An 18,705-nucleotide genomic window follows, 5' to 3' on the forward strand; every position below is an offset into this window, starting at 1 on the left:
AGCGACGGGCCGCCGGTGCGAGTAGAAGGTGACGGACATGGGAGGTTCGATGGTTGGACGCCACGGAACCGGCGGCGATATCGCCATCGTCGGAATGGCCATCCGCGTACCCGGGGCCCGATCGATCTCCGAATACTGGACGAACCTGCGCGAGGGCGTCTGCGCGATCCGCGAGCTGACGCGAGACCAGCTCCTCGCGGCGGGCGAGTCTCCCGAGCGCATCGCGCGGCCGAGCTACGTCCCGCACGCGGCCACCCTCGACGGCTTCGATCGCTTCGACGCCGAGTTCTTCGGCTTCGGGCCGAAGGAGGCCGCGATCCTCGATCCGCAGCACCGCCAGTTCCTGGAGGCGGCGTGGGAGGCGCTGGAGAGCGCCGGCCACCCGCCGGAGCGGTTCGGCGGCGCCGTCGGCGTCTACGCCAGCTGCGGCATGGGCAGCTACTTCTACTTCAACGTCTGCTCCCACGCGGACCTCGTCGCGAAGACCGGGCTGTTCCTGCTGCGGCACACCGGCAACGACAAGGACTTCCTCGCCACCCGCGTCAGCCACGTGCTCGACCTGAAGGGCCCGAGCCTCGCGGTCCAGACCGCCTGCTCGTCCTCGCTCGTCGCGACGCATTACGCCTGCAAGGCCCTGCGCGACGGCGACTGCGACCTCGCGCTCTCCGGGGGCGTGACCATCGAGCTGCCGCACGGGCGCGGCTACCTCTACAAGGAGGGCGAGATCCTCTCGCCGGACGGACGCTGCCACGCTTTCGACCATCGGGCGCAGGGGACCGTGTTCGGCAGCGGCGTCGCGGTCGTCGCCCTGCGGCGGCTGGAGGACGCCCTCGCCGACGGCGATCCGATCTTCGCCGTGATCAAGGGAACCGCCGTCAACAACGACGGCGCCGACAAGGCGGGATACCTCGCCCCGAGCGTCGACGGGCAAGCGCGTGCGGTGAGCGCCGCGCTCGCGGCGGCGGAGGTCGCGCCGGAGACGATCGGATACGTCGAATGCCACGGCACCGGGACGTATCTCGGCGACCCCATCGAGATCGCCGCGCTCACGAGCGCCTTCGGCCCGGAGGCGGCGCGCGCGGGCGCCTGCCGCATCGGCTCGGTGAAGACCAATATCGGCCATCTCGACACGGCGGCGGGCGTCGCGAGCCTGATCAAGGCCGCGCTCGCCCTCCACCATGGCGCCATCCCGCCGAGCCTCGGCTACGAGGCGCCGAACCCCGCGATCGACGTCGAGACGAGCCCGTTCCGGGTGGCGGATCGCCTCACGCCCTGGAGCCGCGCGGACGGCCCGCGCAGGGCGGGCGTGAACTCGCTCGGCGTCGGCGGCACCAACGCCTTCGCCGTGCTGGAGGAGGCGCCGCCGCGCGCGGCGTCCGAGCCGTCCGACTGGCCCTTCCAGCCCATCGTCGTCTCCGGCCGCACGCGCGCGGCGCTCGACGCCAACGCCAAGGCCCTCGCGGCCCATCTGCGGGCGCATCCGGAACAGCCGCTCGCCGACGTCGCATACACGCTGATCGAAGGACGCCGGGCCTTCGCCAGGAGCCGCGTGCTCGTGGCGGGGAGCCACGAGGAGGCCGCGGCCCTTCTGGAGCGCAACGAGCCGCGCCGCGTCTTCACGCACGAGCGGCTCGGAGCCGACCCGGAGGTCGTGTTCATGTTCCCCGGCGGCGGCGCGCAACACGCCGGCATGGCGCGCGGCCTCTACGAGACCGAGCCGGTGTTCAAGGACTGGGTCGACAAGGGCCTCGCGGTCTTGCAGCCCAAGCTCGACTACGACGTTCGCCGGCTGTGGCTTCCCGAGCCCGCGGAGCGAGAGGCGGCCGACGAACGGCTGAGGCGGCCCTCGGTCCAGCTGCCGCTGATCATGATCGTCGAGGTCGCGCTGGCGCAGCTGTGGATGTCGTGGGGGGTGCGGCCGTCCGCCCTGATCGGGCACAGCATGGGCGAGAACGCGGCCGCTTGCGTCGCCGGCGTGATGTCCTTCGAGGACTGCATCGATCTCGTCCATCTGCGCGGCACGCTGTTCGACGGCGTCCCCGCGGGGGGCATGCTGAGCGTGCCCCTCTCCGCCGAGGCCCTCGCGCCGCTGCTCGGCGAGAGCCTCGATCTCGCGAGCGTCAACGCGCCCGGCGCCTGCGTCGCCTCCGGGCCGCAACCGGCGCTGGACGCGCTCGAGGCCGAGCTGCGGGCGCGCGACGTCGAGGCCCAGCGCATCCCCATCGACATCGCCGCCCATTCGCGCATGCTCGAGCCGGTGCTCGAGCGCTTCCGCGCGCATCTGCGCGGCATGCGCCTCTCGCCGCCGCGCGTTCCCGTGATCTCCAACCGCACGGGCGCGCCGCTCACCGACGAGCAGGCCACCGATCCGGACTACTGGGTCGGCCACCTGCGGAACACCGTGCGGTTCGCCGACGGCATCGCGACGCTGTCGCGCGGCGCGCGGCGCGTCTACCTCGAGGTCGGCCCCGGCCGCGCGCTGTGCTCGCTCGCTCAGGCGAACGGAGTCGCCGGGCAGCAGGCGCTGTCGTCCCTGCGCCATCCCGACGATCCGACGGCGGACGACGCGCATTTCCTCGGCGTCGTCGCCCGCCTCGCCGCCTGCGGCGTGCGGGTCGACTGGGACCAGATCTGGGGCGGCGCGCGCCGCGACCGCGTGGTCCTGCCCACCTACGCGTTCCAGGGCGAGCGCTACTTCATCGAGCGCGCAGCGCCGCGGGCGGAGGCGCAGGACGCGCCGCTCACGCGCAAGGAGCGCATCGAGGACTGGGGCTGGCGGCCCGTCTGGCGCCCGCGCCTCGCGCCCTGCCCCGTCGACGTCGAGACCGGCCTCGGCGAGGCGCCGCGCGAGACCTGGCTCGTCTTCGCCGACGAGGCGGGTCTCGCGAGCCGCGCCGTCGCGCGGCTGCGGCAGGCGGGACATCGCGTCGTGGAGGTGCGCGCGGGCGACGCCTTCGCCCGGATCGGCGAGGACGCGTACCGGGTGTCTCCGGAGCACGGCCGAGAGGGCTACGACGCCCTCGTGCGCGACCTCGCCGAGCGGGAGGCGGCGCCGACGCGCATCGCGCATTTCTGGCTGGTCACGCGTGGTGAGACGTTCCGCCCGGGCAGCAGCTTCCTCCATCGCAACCAGGAGCAGGGCTTCTACAGCCTGCTCTTCCTCGCCCAGGCGCTCGCGGCGGCGGACGGGCTGAGCCCCTGCCATATCGCCGTGTTCACCTCCGGGGCGACGCAGGTGCGGGCAGAGCCGCTGCCCTATCCCGAGAAAGCGACCGTGATGGGGCCGGCGCGGGTGATCCCGCGCGAGATGCCCGGCGTCGGCTGCTCGGTGCTCGACGTCGAGCTTCCCGACGCGCCCGCGCGCCGCGGGCTCGATCGCGCCGCGAGGGCGCATGCGGCGGCGCAGGAGGAGCGGCTCGCCACGGCCGTGCTCGAGGAGATGCTCGCCGAGCCGTCCAACGCCGTCGCCGCCCTGCGCGGCGCGAAGCGCCTCGAGCTCGGCTTCGCGCCGGCCCCCCTCGCCCCGGCGGAGACCCCGCCGCTCCGGGAGGGCGGCGTCGTGCTCGTCACCGGGGGCCTCGGTGGGATCGGCCTCACGATCGCCGAGAGCCTCGCCCGCGAGGCCCGGGCGAAGCTCGTCCTCGTCGGGCGCACGCCGCTGCCGCCGCGCGAGACCTGGAAGGCGCAGCTGCGCTGGCGCGCCGAAACCGATCCCCTCGCCCGCCGCATCCGCGCGGTGGAGCGGCTCGAAGCGCTCGGCGCGCAGGTCCTCGTCCTCGCCGCCGACGTGACCGACGAGGAGGAGATGCGCGCGGCGCTCGCCACCGCGAAGGCGCGTTTCGGCGCGGTCGACGCGGTGATCCACGCCGCCGGCGTGCTGCGCGACGGGCCGCTCCTCGCCAAGACGGTCTCCGCGGTGGAGGACGTGTTCACGCCGAAGATCTATGGCGCGGCGGTGCTCGACCGGCTCTTCCCGGACGGTTCGATCGACTGGATGGCGCTGTTCTCCTCGGTGAGCACCATCACCGCACCGGCCGGGCAGGTCGATTACGTCGCGGCCAACGAGTACCTCAACGCCTTCGCCAAGGCGCGCAGCGGCGGGCGCACCCGCGTCGTCGCCATCGACTGGGGCGTCTGGTCGGAGATCGGCATGGCCGCGGACGCGCTCGGGCCGCGCGCCGGGCAATCCGAGCCGGGGCCCTTCGCACCGGTGAGCGCGCCGCTCCTCGACGAGATGCGGCGCGAGACGGACGGCGCACGCGTGTTCCGCGCCGCCTACGACGCCCGGGAGCGCTGGGTGCTCGACGGCCACCGCATCCGGGACGGCGCCGCGCTCGCGCCCGGCACGAGCTATCTCGAGATGGCGGCCGAGGCCCTCGCCGCGAGCGGCGACGCCGGACCGTTCGCGATCGCCGATCTCGTCTTCCTGCGCCCGCTGGTCGTCGGCGACGATGCCCGCGGCGAGGTCCGCGTCCGGCTCGCGCCCGATGCGGAGGGGATCGGCTTCGAGGTGCGCAGCGCCTGCATGGTCGACGGACGCGCGGCCTTCGCGCCGAACGCCCAGGGACGGCTCTCGCTCGCCCCGCCGCCCGCGCGCGAGCGCGTCGACCTCGACGCGGTCGCCGCGCGCTGCGGGCCGGCGCGCCGCGCGTCGGGCGCCGAGGCGCTGCGCGCGCCGCAGGAGGATCATCTCGCCTTCGGCCCGCGCTGGCAGGTGCTGCGCGCCATGGCCTTCGGCACGGGAGAGGGCCTCGCCGAGCTTTCCCTGCCCGAGGCCTTCCATGCCGATCTCGGCGGGGGCTGGCGCCTCCATCCCGCACTCCTCGACATCGCCACGGGCTGGGCGATGGAGCTGATCGACGGCTACGCCCCGACCCACCTGTGGGCGCCACTGTCCTACCGCTGCGTGGCCGTCCACGCCGACCTGCCGGCGCGCGTCTTCAGCTGGGCGCGCTCGCGGCCCGGGAACCGCGCCGAGAGCGGCTTCGCCACCTTCGACGTGACGCTCTGCGACGACGCCGGCGCCGTGCTGATGGAGGTCGAGGGCTTCACGCTCCGGCGACTCGAGGTCGAGGCGACCCTCGCCGTCGGCGAGCCGCCGAAGGCGCGCGACGTGGTCTTCGAGACGTCGGGCGAGGCCGAGCGCCGGCTCTCGCCCGGCGAGGAGCAGCTCGCCGCCGCCGTCGAGCAGGGCATCCGTCCCGACGAGGGCGCCGACGCGTTCGCCCGCGCTCTCGCGGCGGGAGCGCCGCAGGTCGTGGTCTCCTCCCTCGATCTCGACGGCCTCGTCCGTCAAGCCGCCCGCGCGGGCGCCAAGGAGCCGGGCGAGGCCCAGAGCTTCGCCCGCCCGGACCTCGACAGCGCCTACGTCGCGCCGCGCAACGAGATCGAGCGGACGCTCGTCGGCTTCTGGGAGGAGCTGCTCGGGGTGGCGCAGATCGGCGTCGAGGACAGCTTCTTCGACCTCGGCGGCCATTCGCTCGTCGCCGTGCGGCTGTTCGTCATGATCAAGAAGGCCTTCAGGGCGGAATTCCCGATCTCCGTCCTGTTCGAGGCGCCGACCATCGCGGGCTGCGCCGCGCTGATCGCCGAGCACGTCGGCGGCGACGCGGCGAGCGAGCCGGGCGAGGCCGTCCCGGCCGCGTCGGCGCCGCGACGCCATACCCATCTCGTCGCCATGCACGAAGGCCGGGGCGGGCCGTCGACGCCGGTCTTCATGGTCGCGGGCATGTTCGGCAACGTGCTGAACCTGCGCCACCTCGCGCTGCGGCTCGGCACGGACCGGCCGTTCTGGGGCCTGCAGGCCCGCGGGCTCCTCGGTGGCGCCGCGCCGCACGAGACCATTCCCGAAGCCGCCCGCGACCTGATCACGGAGATGCGACTCGCCCAGCCTCACGGGCCCTACATCGTCGGCGGCTTCTCCGGCGGCGGCATCACCGCCTACGAGATCGCCCGACAGCTCGAGGCCGAGGGCGAGCGCGTCTCGCTCCTGATCATGCTCGACACGCCCCTGCCGACGCGCCCGTCGCTGACGCGGCGGGACCGCGCCCTGATCAAGTGGCAGGAGCTGCGCGAGCGCGGCGCGCGCTTCCTCACGGAATGGGTGCGCCGGCGCGCCGCCTGGGAGCTCGGTCGCGTGCGCGCATCCCTCGCGCAGCCGACGGAGCGCGAGACCCATGCCTTCCACGACGACGCGATCGAGGCCGCGTTCCGCCGCGCCGTCGCGGCCTACGCGCTGGAGCCCTGGAACGGGAACGCCGCGCTCTTCCGCCCGCCCCTCGATCGGCGCTGGCGCGTCTCGGGCGGGCGCTTCGTCGACGGCGAGCGCGAATACGTCTTCGACGACAACGAATGGACGCCCTGGATTCCCGCGCTGCGGGTGTTCGAGGTGCCCGGCGACCATGATTCCATGGTGCTCGAGCCGCATGCGCGCATCCTCGCCGCGCGGATCCGGGCATGCATCGCACAGGCGGACTCCGACCGTGAGCGCCCGCATCCCGCGGACGTCGCGGCGGCATTCCCGGCCGCGGCGGAGTAGAAGACATGACGACGCCCCTCGTTCTCACCGTCGTCCTGAACTACCGAACGGCCGCGATGACGGAGCAGGCCGTCGCCGCCGCCGTGCGCGCCATGGAGGGGATCGACGGGGAGATCGTCGTCGTGGACAACGATTCCGGCGACGGCTCCTTCGATCACCTGGTCCGGGCGGTCCGGGCGGCCGGCTGGAGCCGCGTGCGGGTCGTCGAGAGCGGCCGCAACGGCGGCTTCGGCGCGGGAAACAATTTCGGCATCCGGACCGGGCTCTCGGACGGGCGCCGGCCGGACTACGTCTACCTGCTCAATTCCGACGCCTTTCCCGCGCCCGACGCCATCCGCATCCTCGTCGAGGCGCTGGAGAGCCGCCCGCAGGTCGGCTTCGCCGGCAGCCACATCCACGGCCCGGACGGGGAGCCGCACAATACCGCCTTCCGGTTCCCGACCGTGTGGAGCGAGCTCGAGGAGGCGGCGTGCACGGGACCCGTGACGCGGCTGCTGGCGCGGCACGTCGTCTCCCTGCCGCTGCCGCGTGAAATCGCCCCGGTCGACTGGCTCGCGGGCGCGAGCCTGTTCATGCGGCGCGCCGCGCTCGACGAGATCGGCCTCTTCGACGAAGGCTACTTCCTCTACTACGAGGAGACCGATCTGTGCCTGCGCGCCGGGCGCGCCGGCTGGCCCACGATCTACGTCCCCGAAAGCCGGGTCGCCCATATCGGCTCGGCTTCGACCGGCATGAAGAGCTGGCGGCGCACCCCGCGCTACTGGTTCGATTCGCGCCTGCGCTACTTCACGAAGAACCACGGGGCGACCTACGCCGCCGCGGCGACGCTCGCGCGCCTCGCGGGAGGAGCGCTCGCGGAAGCCAGGCGGCTCGCCGCGCGGCGCCCGACCGAGCGGCCACGCTTCCTGCGCGACCTCGCGGCGCACGCGCTCGGCGTGATGCTCCGCCCCGCCGCCCGCACCCGTCCGAAGCAAGACGACGACGCCGCCCCTCAGATTCCCTCCCGGAGCGCGCCATGACCACCGCCAGGCCGACCCTCTCGTGCATCCTCGTCGGCGAGGAGTCGCTGCTCGTGCAATGCGGGGAGATCATTCGCGCCCACGGGCACCGGATCGAGGCCGTCGCGACCCGCAACCGCGAGATCGCGGCCTGGGCCGAGACGGCCGGCGCGACCGTCGTCGCTCCGGGAGCGGACCTCGCCGAGCGGCTGCCGCCGACCTCCGTCGACTGGCTGTTCTCCATCGCCAACCGCTCGCTCCTGCCCGAGGCGGCGCTGCGTCTCGCGGAGCGCGGCGCGATCAACTTCCACGACGGGCCGCTGCCGGCCTATGCCGGGCTGAACGCGCCGGTCTGGGCGCTGATCAACCGAGAGCGCAGGCACGGCGTCACCTGGCATCTGATCGAGGAGGGGATCGATTCGGGCGACGTGCTCGAGCAGAGGCTCTTCGAGATCGCGCCGGACGAGACCGCGCTGACGCTCAACATGCGCTGCTACGCGGCCGCGATCGAGACGTTCGAACCCCTGCTCGACCAGCTCGAGACCGGCGCCCTCTCGCGCACGCCCCAGGATTTCTCGCGGCGCAGCTACATCGCGCGCGACGCGCGCCCGCCGGCGGGCGCGCGTCTCGATTTCCGTCGCGACGCCGCCGAGCTCGTCGCGCTCGTGCGGGCGCTCGACCACGGCGCCTACTGGAACCCCGTCGCCTGCCCGAAGATCGCGGTCGGCCGACGCCTCGTCCTCGTGGGCGCGGCGGAGATCGCCCCCGAGAGCGGCGGTGGCGTCGCCGAGCCCGGAACCGTCATCGCCGTCGACGGCGAGGCGCTCACGGTCGCGACCGCGACGTCGCCCGTGCGGCTCTCGCGCCTGCGGGACGTCGGCGGAGCCCCGATCGCGGCCGTCGCCCTCGCGACGCCCGGGGAGGGTCTCCCCGCGCTCGAGCCGTCCGAGGCGAAGGTCGTCACCGACGTGCTCGGCGCGGCCGCGCCCGGGGAGCGTTTCTGGCGGCGGCGCCTCGCCGATCCGCACCCGGCGGTCCTGCCGGAGGCGACGAGCGAGCCGGGAGCCGAGCCCCTCGCCGCGCCCGCGGAGCGCGAGGCCTCGCGTCGGGCGTTCGCGATCCCCGCCGACCTCGCTCCGGACCGACGGCTGGCGGCCGTCGGCGTCCTCGCCGCGCGGCTCGCCGGCAAGGCCACGATCGATCTCGCCTATCGCGGGCGCGCGGTGGCCGAGGCCGACGCTGCCGCACCCGGATACGTCCGCCCCTGGGTCCCGCTGCGCTTCGGCGCCGATGCGCCGGCGGACGGCGGCGGTGGCGCTCCCGCCTTCGCCGCCGCCGCGGAGGCCTTCGCGGCCGAGCGCGCCCGCGCCGAGACGGCCGGCGCGTTCGCCGTCGACCTGCCGCTGCGCGACCCGGCGATCCCGCCGGTCGAGCCCCCGCGTCTCGGCCTCGCGGTCGATTGGGCCGACGGCGGCGGCGTCCCGGGCGTTCCGGTCACCGTGATCATGCCCGAAACGGGCGAGGCCGGCGCGCTGGTGGCCGACCCGGCGGCGATCGCGCAGCCCGCGCTCGCGCGGCTCGCCGCCCGGCTCGAACGGCTCCTCCAGGCGGTCGCGACCGCACAGGCCGACGCCGTCGGGATCGATCGCCTGCCGATCCTGCCCGACGCGGAACGCGAGGCGGTGCTCGCCGGCTTCAACGATACGGGCAGGGATCACGACCGCGCCTCGTGCGTTCACGTGGCCTTCGCAGCCCAGGCGGCGCGGACGCCGGAGGCGACCGCTCTCGTCTTCGAGGACGCCGAGCTCACCTATGGCGAGCTCGAGGCCCGCGCGAACCGCGTGGCGCAGGCGCTGCGCGCGGCCGGCGTCGGCCCGGAGACGCTGGTGGGGCTCTACATGCCCCGCTCGCTCGAGCTCGTGATCGGCGCGCTCGCCATCCTCAAGGCCGGCGGGGCCTACGTTCCGCTGGATCCCACCTATCCCTCGGAGCGGATCGCGCTCTTCCTCGCCGACAGCGCGGCGCCCGTCGTGCTCACCCGCTCCGACGTCTCCGCGACCCTCCCTGCGCACGAGGCCCGCACCCTCGAGATCGACCGCGACCCCGCGATCGACGCGGCCCCGGCGGAGCCGGTCCCCGACGGCGCGGGCCCGGCGAACCTCGCCTACGTGATCTACACGTCGGGATCGACCGGCCGCCCCAAGGGCGTGATGGTGGAGCACCGCAACGTCGCCGCCTTCTTCGCCGGCATGGACGCGCGTGTGCCGCACGATCCGCCGGGAACCTGGCTCGCGGTGACGAGCCTGTCCTTCGACATCTCCGTGCTCGAGCTGTTCTGGACGCTCGCCCGCGGCTTCCGGGTCGTGGTGATCGGCGACGAGGACCGTGCGCTGGCGGCGAGCGGGCGCCCCGCGGTCTCGGACCGGCGCATGGAGTTCAGCCTGTTCTACTGGGGCAACGACGACGGCGCCGGGCCGCGCAAGTACGAGCTCCTGCTCGAAGGTGCGAAATTCGCCGACGCGAACGGCTTTTGCGCCGTGTGGACGCCCGAGCGGCACTTCCACGCCTTCGGCGGGCCGTTCCCCAACCCCGCGGTGACGGGAGCGGCGGTGGCGGCGGTGACGCGCAACCTCGCGGTCCGCGCCGGCAGCTGCGTCGCGCCGCTGCACCACGTCGCGCGCATCGCCGAGGAATGGGCCGTCATCGACAACCTGACGAACGGGCGCGCGGGCCTCGCCATCGCCTCGGGCTGGCAGCCGGACGACTTCGTGCTGCGCCCGGAGAACGCGCCGCCGGACAACAAGGCCGCGATGCTCACCGCCATCGAGCAGCTCAGGCGCCTGTGGCGGGGCGAGCCCGTCGCCTTTCCGACGCGGTCGGGCGAGCCCTTCGCGGTCGTCACGCAGCCGCGCCCGGTCTCGCAGGAGTTGCCGCTCTGGGTCACGACGGCGGGCAATCCCGCCACCTGGCGCGAGGCCGGCGCGCTCGGCGCCAACGTGCTCACGCACCTCCTCGGCCAGTCGATCGACGAGGTGGCGGAGAAGATCGCGATCTATCGCGAGGCGCTCGAGGCCTACGGCCGCGATCCCGCCGGCTACACGGTCACCTTGATGCTGCACACCCTCGTCGGCGAGGATCGCGACCACGTGCGCGAGGCGGCTCGTGGGCCGATGAAGGACTACCTGCGCAGCGCGGCCGCGCTGATCAGGAACTACGCCTGGGCATTCCCGGCCTTCAAGAAGCCGGCCGGCGTGACGAGCCCCTTCGAGATCGACCTCGCGGCCCTCGACGACGAGGAGATGGACGCCATCCTCGACTTCGCCTTCCGCCGCTATTTCGACGAGTCCGGCCTGTTCGGCACCGTGGAGGATTGCCTCGGGCGCGTCGAGCGGCTGAAGGGCATCGGCGTCGACGAGATCGCATGCCTCGTCGATTACGGCGTGCCGACCGAGCAGGCGCTGGCGGGCCTGCGCCCCCTCGCGGACGTCCTGCGCCGCGCCAACGGCGGCGGGGCGCCCGCCGCGGACGACTTCTCCATCGCGGCGCAGATCCGGCGTCACGACGTCACGCACCTGCAGTGCACGCCGAGCATGGCGCGGATGCTGTGCGCCAGCGAGGAGGCCCGCGCGGCGCTGGGCCGGGTGCGGCATCTGCTCGTCGGCGGCGAGGCGCTGCCGGGCGCGCTCGTGGCGGAGCTGCGGCGTTGCACCCGGGCGCGGATCGAGAACATGTACGGCCCCACGGAAACGACGGTCTGGTCCCTCACCGGGCCGGTCGATCCGGATCAGGCGGTGGTCGACATCGGCACGCCGATCGCCAACACGCGCGCCTACGTCCTGGACTCCGCCGGCGAGCCGACGCCGATCGGCGTCGTGGGCGAGCTGTGGATCGCGGGAGAGGCCGTCACCCGCGGCTATTGGCGCCGGCCGGACCTCACGGCCGAGCGCTTCGCGCCGGATCCCTTCATGGCGGGCGGCCGCGAGGCCGACGGCGCGCCGGCGCGCATGTACCGGACCGGCGATCTCGTGCGACGGCGCGAGGACGGCCGCCTCGCGTTCCTCGGCCGGGCCGATCATCAGGTGAAGGTGCGCGGCTTCCGTATCGAGCTCGGCGAGATCGAGGCCTGCCTCGCGGACGCGCCCGGCATCCGCGAGGCCGTCGTGACGCCGCGCGAGCACGCCGCCGGGGACACGCGCCTCGTCGCCTACGTCACGGCCGCCGGGCCGGTGCGCGAGGAGAGCCTGCGCGATCATGCGGCGGCGCGGCTTCCGGCTCACATGGTCCCCTCCCGCTTCGTCGTCCTCGAGGCCTTGCCGCTGACGCCGAACAGGAAGATCGACCGCGCCAGGCTGCCCTGGCCCGTCGTCGCCGAGCCGACGCCCGGGGAGGCCGTCGCCACGCCGCCCGAGAGCGATCTCGAGCGGCGGATCGCCGAGATCTGGTCGCGCATCCTCGGCGTCGCCGAGATCGACGCGCAGGCCAACTTCTTCGCGCTCGGCGGCCATTCGCTGCTCGCGCTGCAGGCGCACCGCGAGATCAAGGCGACGCTGGGAGCCGAACGCCTCGGCATCACCGACATCTTCCGCTTTCCGACGCTCGCCGCGCTCGCCGGCCACATCGCGGGGGCATCGGAGCGAGAGCGGTCGCCGGCTTCCGAGGAACCCGAGGGGCGGCGCGAGGCGATCTCGCGACGGCGCGCCATGCGGGCCTCGCTGCTGGAGACGTCCTCGTGACGAGCTCCGGCGCTGCGCAGGGAAGCGACGCGATGAGGATCGCCTACCTCGTCAACACCTATCCGCGGCCCTCGCACAGCTTCATCCGTCGCGAGATCCTGGCGCTGGAGCGGCTCGGCCACGTCGTCCACCGCTTCGCGGTGCGTCGCGACCGGGCCGCCCTGATGGATCCCGCGGACATCGCCGAGCACGAGCGCACCGAGCCCGTGCTCGAGCGCGGCCTCCTGCGGCTCGCGGCGAGCGCGGCGCGCCGCCTCGTCCGCGCGCCGCGCGCCGGCCTCTCCGCCCTCGCGCTCGCGCTGCGCGTCGGCGCGGCCGCGCAGGCCCGGGCGAAGCACCTCGTCTACCTCGTCGAGGCCGCCCATATCGCGGAGCGCTGCGAGGCGCTCGGGATCGGGCACCTCCACGCCCATTTCGGCACGAATTCCGCCACGGTCGCGATGCTCTGCGACGCCCTCGGCGGCCCCGGCTTCAGCGTCACCGTGCACGGCCCGGAGGAATTCGACCGGCCGGAGGCGCTGTCGCTCGACGAGAAGACGCGTCGCGCCCGCTTCACCGTGGCGATCAGCGCCTACGGGCGCAGCCAGCTCTGCCGCTGGGCGAATGCCACGGACTGGCCGCGACTGCACGTCGTTCATTGCGGCATCGAGCCCGACGCCTTCGCCGCGCCGACGCCCGTGCGGGAGAACGCCGCACGGCTGGTGGCGATCGGGCGCTTCGTCGAGCAGAAGGGCCAGCTGCTTCTTCTCGAGGCGCTGGCGCGCGCCCGGCGGACCCATCCGGCGCTCACGCTTGTCCTCGTCGGCGACGGGCCGATGCGCGCGGCGGTGGAGCGGGCGATCGCGCAGCACGGGCTCGCGGACGCCGTGAGGCTCGCGGGCTGGCGCGACGAGGCCGGCGTGCGCGCCGAGCTCGCCGGCGCGACGGCGCTCGTGCTCCCGAGCTTCGCCGAAGGCCTTCCGGTGGTGGTGATGGAGGCGATGGCGGCCGCGCGCCCGGTCGTCGCCACCGCGATCGCCGGCGTGCCCGAGCTCGTGCGCGAGGGCGAGACCGGCTGGCTCGTCCCCGCCGGCGACGCCGAAGCTCTCGCCGACGCCCTGCGGGCGCTCGCCGCGTCCCCCATCGAGCGCCTCGCGGCCCTGGGTCGCGCGGGACGGGCGCGGGTCCTCGAGCGCCACGACGTCGACGCGCAGGCGGCGCGGCTCGCGGCCTTGTTCGCCGAGGCGGCGCGGGCAACCGAACCGAGGCCGGCGCCGCCCGGCGACCCGAGCCAGGGACCCGTGATGCAGTCGCGGACGTCCCGCGTTCGCCTCGCCGCCCTTCGTGCGACGACGCCGGGGACCGACCGCGCGTTCGGCCTCGCGATGCGCGTCCCGATCGGGCTTGCGGTCCGTGCCGCCGCTACCGCGGCGACGCGCATCGCGCCGCGCGCCCGCCTGGATTGGAGCCGTGAACGATGACGACGATCGATGCCGCCGAACCTTGGGATGCGCCGGAGGGTGCGGCCGAGGGCTTCGCGGAGCGCCCCACAGAGACCGAAGGGCTACTCATCTACGCGTCCGTGCCGCTCTATAGGCAGGGCGGCGTGCTCTTCCTGGAGGACCAAGCCTGCAACGGCCTGCGTCGCTGGGCGGACAATTTCGGCCGCCTCGTCGCGATCATGCCGGTTGTGGAGGCTCCTCCGCCTCCGGCCTGGATCCCCGTGATGGAGGCGCTCGACACGCCCGAGCACATTCGCCTCGAGCCCGTGCCGACGGCCTATCGCCCGGACCAGTTCATGCGGCATTTCTGGCCGACGCGCCGGCGCATCCGCCGGCTGATCCTGGAGGCCGACTACCTCGCCTTCGGCATCGGCGGCCTTTTCGGAGACTGGGGCTCGGTTGCGTGCCTCGAGGCCTCGCGGCTGGGGCGCGCCTATGCCGTATGCACCGATCGCGTCGAGTCGGAAGTCACCCGGTTCGCCTCCCGGAGCGGCTCGATGAGACACAGGCTGCGCACCAGGCTCTTCCACCGCCCGATGGCCATGCTGGAGCGGGCGGTCGTGCGCCGCGCCGGGCTCGGCATGTTCCACGGCCGGGAGACCTACAACGCCTTCGCGCCGTTCTGCCGACAGCCCGAGGTCATCCACGACATCCATTGGTCCGTGCGCGACCATATCGATCCCGCGCGCCTGCTGCGCAAGCGGGTTACGGTCCGCGACGGGCCCCTGCGTTTGGTCTATGCCGGTCGCGCCGACGCGATGAAGGGGCCGTACGACTGGGTCGAGGCCCTGGCGCGCTTGCGCGATCTCGGCGTCGATTTCCGCGCGACCTGGCTCGGCGACGGCACGGAGCTCGAGGCCATGCGCACCCGCATCGCGCAGGCGGATCTCGCGGACCGCGTGGAGACCCCCGGCTTCGTGAGGGAGCGCGCGGCCGTGCTGGAGGCGTTGCGCGACGCACACGCCTTCGCCTTCTGCCACCTGACCCCCGAATCGCCGCGCTGCCTCGTGGAGGCCCTGATCTCGGGCTGTCCGATCATCGGCTACGAGGGCGCCTACGCCGCGGACCTCATCGCCGAACACGGCGGCGGACGCCTCGTGCCACGCGGCGACGTCGGGGCGCTCGCGTCGACGCTCGCGAGCCTCGACGCCGATCGCGACGCCCTCGCGGACCTGATCGCGCGCGCGAGCCGCGACGGGCGCCCGCACGACGACATCAGCGTGTTCCGCCATCGAAGCGAGCTGATCAAGCGGTATTTGCCGCCGCCCCATCGCGAGGCGATCGGCGTCGCTCGGTCACGGCGCGCCGCGAAGCCGCGGACCGTGTAGCCGCGCCGCTCATCGTCGCCTCACGATGCGTCGCCGCGCCCGACGCCGGTCTTCGGGTCGGCGCTCACCACCTCCCAGACGATCTCCTGCATCAGCGCCGCCGCCTCCGCGCTCGGGGCGTCCGCCGGCGCGCCGTCCGCGCGGGCGAGACGATGCGGCAGGCCGACGGGGCTGCGCTGGTAGAGCGCCGCGTAATGGGTCAGCGCGACCAGATAGGCGCCGAGGTCGTTGAGGTGGATCGGGTCGAGCCGTCCCTCGGCATCGCGCGCGAACAGCTCTTCAAAGCTCGAGAGGCCCTCCACCCCGCCTCGCTCCGCCAAAGCGCGGGCGAAGCGCGCCATCACCTGCCCGGCGGGCACGACGCGGATCGGGCTCGCCAACGGATCGCCGGCCTGGGAGCGGGCGAGGAGCTCGCCCTCCCAATAACGCGCGCGATCGCGGTCGAGCCGCGCGAGCCAGCCCTCGGGATCGTCGAGCCGGTGCCAGGTCTCGTAGAGATAGACGCGCGCCCGCGGGTTGCCGGCGAGCGCCCGCTCGCTCCAGGACCGCAGGTAGCGCCAGCTCTCGTGATAGCGAATGGCGTCTCGGATCTCGACCATCTCCGTGAGCACCACGGCGTCGTAGGCCCCGCTCCCCAGCGCCTCCGCGGCGTCGCGATAGCGCGGATGCGCGTTCTCCACCGCGAAGCCGTTGATCGGCAGGTCCGGCTCCCAATGCTCCTTCAGCGACGTCCCCCAGCCGAGCTGGCTCGCATGAGTGTGGCCGTGGCCGGCGAGCTGCTCCAGCATGGCCGGCATGTCGCGCCCGACCAGGCTGTGGCCCAGATGGAAGACCGCCAGCCCGCCGCTCGGTCGCGGCGCGGGCTCGGCGTAGAGCGCGGCGAGCGCGGCGGCATCGAGCGGCTTCGGCGCCCCGAGGCGGGTCGACGCGACGCCGACCGGCACGAGCAGCAGAACGAGCGCGGCGAGCGCGCGGGGGCTGCGGCGAATACGGCGCGTCCATTCGAGCGGCATGACGAGCCCTCCCGTCTCTCGACACCATCACGCGCGAGCTTAGCGAGGAGGGTGCGCCCGATCAGCCGCCACGACGCCTCGCCCCTGGCTTATCTTCTCGCCCCAGGAGAGCCGGAGAGGTCTCGTCCCGAGCCGGCGTCGATGGCTGCCCGCGGTCCTGAAGGGCCGGCGGGAAAGCATCCTCGCCACGACGACCACGACATCCACAATTCTCGACGGTTCTTTACGCGAGGCCGTCGAAGTAAAGACCTGCAATGATGACAGTACCGCATCCGACGTCCTAATCTCGTCGAGGAGCTGATCGGCGGCGAGCGTCGCGTTCGCCCGCTGTGGAACCCGAGCCGCGATGCGCTATTCGACTCTCGCCGCCTGGCTCCCAGCCACTGCGCGGCGATACGCCTTGCGACGCCTTCACCGGCGTCGATCGGCGCAGCATGCAGTGGAGCCCACACGCACGGGGCGTCCAGGCCGCGGCGGCCGGCGCTGGCGCGCCCTGGCGACGCGCCCACCGTGCGGCGCACGGCGCCGTGCCTGCGAACGGTCGGGGACCATTCCATGACGGACGCCACGACGATTGCCGATCCGACCACCGAGCCGCGAACCGCCCTGCCGGTCGAGGCGGCGGCCTCTTCGGACGAAACGCGGCGTATGACGACGAGCGACGTCGGCGCGGTGGTCATCGGCCGAAACGAAGGTGCGCGCCTCGTCGCCTGCCTGGCTTCGCTGCGCGGCGTCGTCCGCCGCATCGTGTACGTCGATTCGGGCTCGACGGACGGGAGCGTCGCGGCGGCCCGAGCGGCCGGAGCGGACGTCGTCCTGCTCGATCGGGGGCGCCCGTTCACGGCGGCGCGGGCCCGCAACGCCGGCCTCGCCGCTTTCGGGCCGGAGCCGCCGGCCTACGTCCAATTCGTCGACGGCGACTGCGTCCTGCGCGACGGCTGGATCGAGACCGCTCGCGCCTTCCTCGACGCTCATCCGCGGGCGGGGATCGTCTGCGGGCGGCGGCGTGAGCGCGAGCCCGCCGCGTCCGTCTACAATCGCCTCTGCGACCGGGAATGGGACACGCCGATCGGCCCTGCGCGGGCCTGCGGCGGGGACATGCTGGCGCGCACGAGCGCGCTCGGCGACGTTCGCGGCTTCCGAGACGACCTGATCGCGGGCGAGGAGCCCGAGCTGTGCGTGCGCTTGCGATCCGAGGGCTGGACGATCTGGCGGATCGACGCAGAGATGACCTTGCACGACGCCGCTCTCACGCGCTTCGCGCAATGGTGGCGGCGCAGCCGACGCGCCGGGTTCGCCTTCGCGCAAGGCGCCTGGCTGCACGGCGCGCCTCCGGAACGCCATTGGACGACCGAGACGCGCCGCGCCCTCGCCTGGGGCGCGGCGCTGCCGGTGGCGGCGCTGATCGGAGCCGTCGCCAGCCCCGCGGCGCTGCTCGCGCTCCTCGCCTATCCGGCTCAGGTCGTGCGGCTCGCGCTCCGCGCCGGGCCGCGTCGGCGTACGTCCTGGGAGTGGGCTTTCTTCACGACGCTCGGCAAGCTGCCCGAAGCGCTCGGCGCGCTCGCCTTTCAGAGGCGCCGGGTCTTCGGTCGGCGTGCCGACCTGATCGAATACAAGTGACGCGCATGGACGAGATCGCCGAGAGACCAGGTCGTATGCCGAGCTCCGCGCCCGCGGCGCTGCCTGCGCTGAGCATCGTCATCCCGGCCAGCAACGAGGCCGGCTACATCGGCGCGTGCCTGGACGCGCTCCTCGCCTCCACCTACCCGGCGCCGCGCGACCCAACGCCGGAGCCGCCGGTCGACATCCTCGTCGTCGCGAACGGCTGCACAGACGCCACCGCGGCCGTCGCTCGCGGCCATTGCGAGGCCGCCCACGCACGCGGATGGCGGCTCCAGGTGATCGAGCTGCCCGTCGGGAGCAAGATCGCCGCGCTCAACGCGGGCGATCGCATCGCCCGCGGTCCGATCCGGGTGTGTCTCGACGCCGACGTGATCGTCAGCCCGCCTCTGCTCGAGAGGCTCGCGCGAACCCTCGACAGGCCCGAGCCCGCCTACGCGAGCGGCCGCGCGCTCATCGCGCCGCCGCAGAGCGCGATCAGTCGCGCCTATGCCCGGTTCTGGGCGCGCCTGCCTTTCTACCGCCTGCCCGCACCGGGCTTCGGGGTGTTCGCGGTCAACGCCGCGGGTCGCGCCCGGTGGGGGCCGTTTCCGGACATCATCGCGGACGATACGTTCGTGCGCCTCAACTTCGCGCCGAGCGAGCGGACCGAAGTCGATGCGACCTACACCTGGCCGGTGGTCGAAGGCTTCGCCCATCTCGTCAAGGTTCGCCGCAGGCAGGATCGCGGCGTGACGCAGTTCGAGCGATGCTATCCGGCGCTGATGCGCAACGAGGACAAGCCGCGGGTGAGCGTGCGGCAGGCGCTCGGCCTCGCGATACGCGACCCGATCGGCTTCTCCGTCTACGCCGCGGTCATCGCCGCGACGCGGATCGCACGGCGAGGCGGTCTCGACTGGAGCCGAGGACGATGAGGGCGACGCATCCCGCGCACGCACACGGCGCTGCGCGTCGCGGCACCCTGCCGATCGACGCACCGGCGCCCCTGTCACGA

The 18,705-nt window shown here is 73.7% G+C and carries 8 protein-coding genes; 7 read left to right on the top strand and 1 reads right to left on the bottom strand.

Going from position 1 to position 18,705, the window contains the following annotated elements; all coding sequences use genetic code 11:
- Nucleotides 1-49 precede the first annotated feature (49 nt).
- From ABL310_RS15275 to ABL310_RS15295, 5 genes are read left to right on the top strand one after another with little or no spacing between them, the layout of a single operon-like run.
- Nucleotides 50-6,538 (top strand): SDR family NAD(P)-dependent oxidoreductase, encoded by a 6,489-nt coding sequence (locus tag ABL310_RS15275; RefSeq protein WP_349367871.1) that lies wholly within the window; start codon nt 50-52, stop codon nt 6,536-6,538.
- Between the two features lie 5 nt (nt 6,539-6,543).
- Entirely contained in the window at nt 6,544-7,557 is a 1,014-nt protein-coding gene (locus ABL310_RS15280) for a glycosyltransferase family 2 protein (RefSeq protein ID WP_349367872.1), read from the top strand.
- On the top strand, nt 7,554-12,269 hold the full coding sequence (locus ABL310_RS15285) for a MupA/Atu3671 family FMN-dependent luciferase-like monooxygenase (protein WP_349367873.1): 4,716 nt from the start codon (nt 7,554-7,556) through the stop codon (nt 12,267-12,269). The genes ABL310_RS15280 and ABL310_RS15285 overlap by 4 nt, the downstream gene beginning before the upstream one ends.
- A gap of 32 nt (nt 12,270-12,301) precedes the next feature.
- The gene (locus ABL310_RS15290) at nt 12,302-13,729 is read left to right on the top strand and encodes a glycosyltransferase family 4 protein (RefSeq protein WP_349367874.1); all 1,428 of its coding nucleotides are present in this window, start codon (nt 12,302-12,304) and stop codon (nt 13,727-13,729) included.
- Nucleotides 13,726-15,078, top strand: coding sequence for a glycosyltransferase (locus ABL310_RS15295; RefSeq protein WP_349367875.1), 1,353 nt, complete (start codon nt 13,726-13,728; stop codon nt 15,076-15,078). Before ABL310_RS15290 ends, ABL310_RS15295 begins: the two co-directional genes overlap by 4 nt.
- Before the next feature lie 20 nt (nt 15,079-15,098).
- Here the strand turns inward: ABL310_RS15295 and ABL310_RS15300 are convergent, their stop codons facing one another.
- A complete protein-coding gene (locus tag ABL310_RS15300; RefSeq protein WP_349367876.1) occupies nt 15,099-16,091 on the bottom strand; it encodes a hypothetical protein in 993 nt (330 codons plus the stop codon).
- Nucleotides 16,092-16,739: 648 nt separating this feature from the next.
- On the opposite strand from ABL310_RS15300, the gene ABL310_RS15305 reads away from it, so the two are divergent.
- Together ABL310_RS15305 and ABL310_RS15310 are read left to right on the top strand one after the other, a co-directional pair.
- Complete coding sequence (locus tag ABL310_RS15305) at nt 16,740-17,711, top strand: glycosyltransferase (RefSeq protein ID WP_349367877.1); 972 nt, start codon at nt 16,740-16,742, stop codon at nt 17,709-17,711.
- Between the two features lie 5 nt (nt 17,712-17,716).
- The gene (locus ABL310_RS15310; protein WP_349367878.1) at nt 17,717-18,625 is read left to right on the top strand and encodes a glycosyltransferase; all 909 of its coding nucleotides are present in this window, start codon (nt 17,717-17,719) and stop codon (nt 18,623-18,625) included.
- Nucleotides 18,626-18,705 lie beyond the last annotated feature (80 nt).

Origin of the sequence: Salinarimonas sp. (genome assembly GCF_040111675.1) — a bacterium.
Lineage (GTDB): Bacteria > Pseudomonadota > Alphaproteobacteria > Rhizobiales > Beijerinckiaceae > Salinarimonas.